A 6,000-nucleotide genomic window follows, 5' to 3' on the forward strand; every position below is an offset into this window, starting at 1 on the left:
GAAAAGAGTGAATGACTAGAAAACTTCATGTAAAATAAGAGGTAGTATAATTAAATTATTTTCACTAGCCTTCGAGTATAATCAATCTCTATATAAATAACTTATGTAGTTTGAGCTGGTTAATCTAAGAGGGTGGGATAAAAGAAGACGGGGTGTTGATATGCAACGAAGAAAATCTTTAGCGCTTTCTATTCCATATCAGTTAGATTTCTTTAAGCAATATAAATTTCTTTCTCAGGGTAAATCGCAACATATTTTGTTAGAAAGCGGCCGTGGCGGTCGTTATAACATTGTAGGGCTGAACCCAGTAGCGGTAATCCGAGGGAAGGATGAAACGTTACATATAAGTGAAAGTGGTAAGGAAACAATAAAACGAGGGAATCCGTTAGATTTAATGCAAGAATATATGGAACAATGGAAGACGGACTATAACCCAGAGTATCCGCCTTTTCAAGGTGGTGCAATTGGCTATTTCAGTTATGACTGTATCCGTTATATTGAAAAGCTGCCTTCTCTTGCGGAAGATGATATTAATATACCTGACATCTTCTTTTTATTATTTGATGACGTATTTGTCTATGATCAAAAAGAACAAGTGTTATGGGTTATTACGCATTATGTAGATAAATATGAAGAGGCAAAAGAACGGCTAAATGAGTGGAAGAGTCTTTGGATGACAGAAGCGCCTGAAGTGACTGTGCCCTTTGAAAGTCCTGAAAAGAAAAGTGAAGCAGTTGCTTTTACTGAAGCCAGCTTTATGAAGGCAGTTGAATGTATTCAAGAATATATTGGGGCGGGTGATGTGTTCCAAGTAAACTTGTCGACGAGACAAGAAAGAACGTTACAGACACACCCACTAGAAATTTATACAAGTCTTCGTGAAATTAATCCATCTCCATATATGGGTTACCTGGAGCTTGGGGATTTTCAAATTGTTAGTGGATCGCCAGAGTTGTTAATTAAGAAACAAGGAACTGAAGTAAGTACAAGACCAATTGCTGGAACGAGATCTAGAGGCGCGGATGAGCAAGAGGATGAAGAATTAGCAAGAGAATTAATTGAGAACGAAAAAGAAAGAGCAGAGCATGTGATGCTTGTGGATTTAGAAAGAAATGATTTAGGACGTGTTTGTAAATATGGCACTGTAGAAGTAGATGAATTTATGGTAATTGAGAAATACTCACATGTTATGCATATTGTTTCTAATGTGCGTGGTGAGGTGGAAGAAGATAAAGATGCTTTTGATTTAGTGAAGGCTGTATTCCCTGGGGGAACAATTACTGGTGCCCCGAAAATACGTACGATGGAAATTATTGAGGAATTAGAACCTGTTCGAAGAGGGATTTATACAGGTTCAATCGGTTGGATTGGTTATTCTGGAGATACAGAATTGAATATTGTAATTAGAACACTTCTTGCTAAAGATGGAAAAGCTCATGTACAAGCAGGGGCGGGAATTGTAATTGATTCAAATCCAGAAAATGAATATAAAGAGTCGTTAAAAAAGGCGATTGCTTTATGGCGTGCAAAAGAACGTAGCGAAGAAACGGTTAGGTGAGAGAAATGATATTAATGATTGATAATTATGATTCTTTTACATTTAATTTAGTGCAGTTTCTTGGAGAACTTGGACAAGAGCTCGTTGTTAAACGTAACGATGAAGTGACCATTTCAGATATTGAGAATATGAAACCAGATTTTCTAATGATTTCTCCAGGTCCATGTAGTCCTAATGAAGCGGGGATTAGTATGGAAGTTATTAAATACTTTGCTGGAAAGATTCCGATTTTTGGAGTTTGTCTAGGGCATCAATCCATTGCACAAGTGTTTGGTGGAGAGGTTGTCCGTGCAGAACGATTAATGCATGGGAAAACGTCGCTTATGCATCATGATGGAAAGACGATTTTTTCGGATATTCCTAATCCGTTTACTGCGACGCGCTATCATTCCCTTATTGTTAAGAAAGAGACGTTACCCGATTGCTTAGAGGTAACATCTTGGACAGAGGAAGGAGAAATTATGGCACTTCGTCATAAGACATTGCCGATAGAGGGTGTGCAATTCCATCCGGAATCTATTATGACTTCTCATGGGAAAGAGTTGTTACAGAATTTCATTTGTAAATACAGTCCAAGTGCAACATTATGTTAATTTACGTAAATGGTCAGTATGTAGAAGCAAGTGAAGCGAAAATTTCTCCTTATGATCATGGTTATTTATATGGTCTTGGAGTTTTTGAAACGTTTCGTATTTATAATGGCCATCCTTTCTTATTGGATGATCATTATGACCGTTTAATAGAAGCGCTGGATACATTGCAAATTAAATGGACAATGACAAAAAATGACGTGATGCTTATTTTGAAAGATTTACTCGCTAAGAATGAATTGAAGCATGCATATGTACGTTTTAATGTATCAGCGGGTATAGATGAAATAGGATTACAAACGGAAATGTATGAAGAGCCTTCGGTTATTGTTTTTATAAAACCTTTAACAGCTCCAGGAGATGTAGTGGAAAAAGAAGGTATTATTCTAAAACAAGTGCGAAATACACCGGAAGGAACATTTCGTCTGAAGTCTCATCATTATTTAAATAATATTTTAGGGAAGCGTGAAATTGGAAATGTTGTGAGTAAGGAAGGTATTTTTCTTACTGAAGCAGGTTATGTTGCAGAGGGTATTGTTTCCAATCTATTTTTTGTGAAAGGTGATGTTTTATATACACCTTCGTTAGAGACAGGGATTTTAAATGGTATCACTCGTGCGTTTATTATAAAGAGTGCTGAAGAATTAAATATAGAAGTAAAGGAAGGTTTCTTTACAAAAGATGAGCTACTTTCAGCGGATGAAGTCTTCGTAACAAACTCCATTCAAGAAATTGTTCCGCTTTATCGTATAGAAGCGCAGGATTTCCCGGGTAAAGTAGGAGTGGTTACAAAAAGTTTAATGTACCTTTATGGAATGCAAAGAGAGAAATTATGGAGCAGAAATGAATTACGAAGAGGAGATGTGTAGTTTGAAGTGGGATTATGATTTACGCTGCGGCGAATATACATTGAATTTAAATGAAAAGACATTAATTATGGGGATTTTAAATGTAACACCAGATTCGTTTTCTGATGGTGGGAGTTACAACGAGGTAGATGCTGCGGTACGTCACGCAAAAGAAATGCAAGGTGAAGGTGCTCATATTATTGATATTGGTGGCGAATCTACTCGCCCGGGTTTTGCTAAAGTATCAGTAGAAGAAGAAATAAAGCGAGTTGGCCCGATGATTCAAGCGGTTTCAAAAGAAGTAAAATTGCCTATATCTATCGATACATATAAAGCTGAAGTTGCAAAACAAGCAATTGAGGCTGGTGCTCATATTATTAATGATATTTGGGGAGCGAAGGCGGAGCCGAAAATTGCTGAAGTCGCAGCTCATTACGATGTACCCATCATTTTAATGCATAACCGCGATAACATGAATTATCGTAATTTAATGGCGGATATGATTGCTGATTTGTATGACAGTATTAAAATTGCTAAAAATGCTGGTGTGCGAGATGAGAATATTATTTTAGATCCAGGTATCGGTTTTGCTAAAACACCTGAGCAGAACTTAGAGGCGATGCGTAATTTAGAACAGTTAAATGTGCTAGGTTATCCGGTTCTCTTAGGTACTTCGAGAAAGTCCTTTATTGGGCACGTATTAGATTTGCCAGTAGAGGAACGCCTTGAGGGAACGGGAGCTACTGTTTGTCTTGGTATTGAAAAGGGCTGTGAGTTTGTTCGTGTCCATGATGTGAAAGAAATGGCGCGTATGGCTAAAATGATGGATGCGATGATTGGTAAGGGGGTAAGGTAATTGGATAAAATTTATATCCATGATATGGAGTTTTATGGTTATCATGGCGTGTTCCCAGAGGAGAATAAATTAGGTCAGAGATTTAAAGTTGACTTAACGGTGGAGTTGGATTTAAAGCGTGCAGGGGAAAGTGATGACTTAGAGCATTCGGTCAATTATGGAGAGCTTTTCGAATTATGTAGAAAAGTTGTTGAGGATAGAAAGTATAAGCTTGTGGAGAGTATCGCTGAAAATATTGCTGCAGATATATTAAAACAATATGAAAGTATTTCGCGCTGTACAATTAAGGTAATTAAGCCGGATCCACCGATACCGGGTCATTATCGTGCTGTAGCAGTAGAAATTACGAGAGAACGTCCATGAACAATATAGCTTACATTGCATTAGGGTCAAATATTGGAGAGCGTTATACGTATCTAACCGAAGCGATTCAGTTTTTAAATAAAAATCCTTATATTCAGGTTGATGATATTTCATCTGTATATGAAACTGAGCCAGTTGGCTATACTGACCAAAGTTGCTTTTTAAATTTAGTTATAAAAATTTCTACCAATTTATCACCACAAGAATTATTGAAAGTAACACAAAAAGTAGAAAATGACCTAGGAAGAAAAAGGGAAATTAGGTGGGGGCCGAGGACTATCGACCTTGACATTTTACTTTATAATCAAGAGAATATTGAAGCAGAGAATCTTATTGTTCCGCATCCGCGGATGTTTGAAAGAGCTTTTGTTATCGTTCCGTTGTTAGAAATTAATCAAGACATAAAACAAAACATTTCATGTTCACAAGTAGAAGAAATGAAAAGGCGAGAGGGAGTAACGGTATGGAAGCAGAAAAATGGGGAAGACGCATTCGTGCTTTTCGAAAGCTAAAAGGTTACACACAAGAAGGTTTTGCTAAAGCACTAGGGGTATCTGTATCTGTTTTAGGTGAGGTTGAGAGAGGGAATAGATCGCCTTCTCAAGATTTTGTAGTAGAAGTTGCTAAGGCATTAAATGTTTCGATAGAGGAATTAATGCCAAAGTGATTGTACAGGAAGGAGTAGATTGATTGTTAAAGATTGCAAATATCGAGATGAAAAATCCGGTTGTACTAGCACCGATGGCGGGAGTGTGTAACTCTGCATTCCGTTTAACAGTAAAAGAATTTGGTGCCGGATTAGTTTGTGCTGAAATGGTAAGTGATAAGGCAATATTACTTAATAATAAAAGAACATTAGATATGTTATATATCGACGAGAGAGAAAAGCCATTAAGTTTACAAATTTTTGGTGGAGAGAAAGAAACTCTTGTAGATGCTGCGAAATATGTAGATAAATATACGACAGCAGACATAATTGATATTAATATGGGTTGTCCAGTGCCGAAAATCGTTAAATGTGATGCTGGAGCAAGGTGGCTTTTAGACCCGAATAAAATATATGAAATGGTAGCAGCGGTTGTAGATGCTGTTGAAAAGCCGGTTACAGTTAAAATGCGTATCGGTTGGGATGAAGAACATATTTTCGCAATAGAAAATGCTAGGGCTGTTGAGCGTGCTGGTGGCCAAGCTGTGGCGGTTCACGGACGTACACGAGTGCAAATGTATGAAGGAAAAGCGGATTGGGATATTATTAAACAAGTAAAACAATCTGTAAATATCCCGGTTATCGGAAATGGTGATGTCGCAACGCCGCAAGATGCAAAGCGTATGCTTGATGAAATTGGTGTAGATGGTGTTATGATTGGTCGTGCTGCTCTTGGAGATCCGTGGATGATTTATCGTACGGTAAAGTATTTGGAGACAGGTGAATTAATGCCGGAACCAACAGTGCGCGAGAAAATTGATGTATGTATGTTGCATCTAGATCGTCTTATCGACTTAAAGAATGAAAGTGTCGCTGTAAGAGAGATGAGAAAACATGCAGCTTGGTATTTAAAAGGTGTTCGTGGTAATGCGAGTGTACGTAATGGTATTAATGCTTGTAACACACGGGAAGACCTTGCGAATGTGTTAGGTACATTTGTAGAAGAAGTGGAAGCGAAACAACAAACAATTTACGTTGGTTAATAATGGACATAGGAGATTGACATTCTTCTATACACTTCCTATAATTACGTGAAAGAAAGAAGAGCTGCCAGTTAGTTGCTGGCAGTTTTTCTAGTT

8 protein-coding genes are annotated in these 6,000 nt (G+C 37.5%); all 8 read left to right on the top strand.

Annotated elements, in window-relative coordinates; genetic code table 11:
• Window positions 1–160 precede the first annotated feature (160 nt).
• From pabB to dusB, 8 genes are read left to right on the top strand one after another with little or no spacing between them, the layout of a single operon-like run.
• A complete protein-coding gene (pabB, locus tag DN407_RS00395; protein WP_001189720.1) occupies window positions 161–1,558 on the top strand; it encodes an aminodeoxychorismate synthase component I in 1,398 nt (465 codons plus the stop codon).
• 5 nt (window positions 1,559–1,563) lie between these two features.
• Window positions 1,564–2,151: an aminodeoxychorismate/anthranilate synthase component II gene (gene pabA, locus DN407_RS00400; RefSeq protein ID WP_000602296.1), complete on the top strand. Its 588-nt coding sequence runs from the start codon at window positions 1,564–1,566 to the stop codon at window positions 2,149–2,151.
• On the top strand, window positions 2,145–3,017 hold the full coding sequence (gene pabC / locus DN407_RS00405; RefSeq protein WP_149215928.1) for an aminodeoxychorismate lyase: 873 nt from the start codon (window positions 2,145–2,147) through the stop codon (window positions 3,015–3,017). Before pabA ends, pabC begins: the two co-directional genes overlap by 7 nt.
• The gene (gene folP / locus DN407_RS00410; RefSeq protein WP_118043487.1) at window positions 2,992–3,852 is read left to right on the top strand and encodes a dihydropteroate synthase; all 861 of its coding nucleotides are present in this window, start codon (window positions 2,992–2,994) and stop codon (window positions 3,850–3,852) included. The genes pabC and folP overlap by 26 nt, the downstream gene beginning before the upstream one ends.
• The gene (gene folB / locus DN407_RS00415; protein WP_000358062.1) at window positions 3,853–4,215 is read left to right on the top strand and encodes a dihydroneopterin aldolase; all 363 of its coding nucleotides are present in this window, start codon (window positions 3,853–3,855) and stop codon (window positions 4,213–4,215) included.
• On the top strand, window positions 4,212–4,727 hold the full coding sequence (folK, locus tag DN407_RS00420; RefSeq protein ID WP_001059447.1) for a 2-amino-4-hydroxy-6-hydroxymethyldihydropteridine diphosphokinase: 516 nt from the start codon (window positions 4,212–4,214) through the stop codon (window positions 4,725–4,727). Before folB ends, folK begins: the two co-directional genes overlap by 4 nt.
• On the top strand, window positions 4,679–4,882 hold the full coding sequence (locus tag DN407_RS00425) for a helix-turn-helix domain-containing protein (protein ID WP_000387024.1): 204 nt from the start codon (window positions 4,679–4,681) through the stop codon (window positions 4,880–4,882). The genes folK and DN407_RS00425 overlap by 49 nt, the downstream gene beginning before the upstream one ends.
• A 23-nt stretch (window positions 4,883–4,905) precedes the next feature.
• Window positions 4,906–5,904 (top strand): tRNA dihydrouridine synthase DusB, encoded by a 999-nt coding sequence (gene dusB, locus DN407_RS00430; RefSeq protein ID WP_000912251.1) that lies wholly within the window; start codon window positions 4,906–4,908, stop codon window positions 5,902–5,904.
• Window positions 5,905–6,000: the final 96 nt, after the last annotated feature.

It is taken from the genome of Bacillus sp. JAS24-2, assembly GCF_008274905.1.
Taxonomy (GTDB): domain Bacteria; phylum Bacillota; class Bacilli; order Bacillales; family Bacillaceae_G; genus Bacillus_A; species Bacillus_A cereus.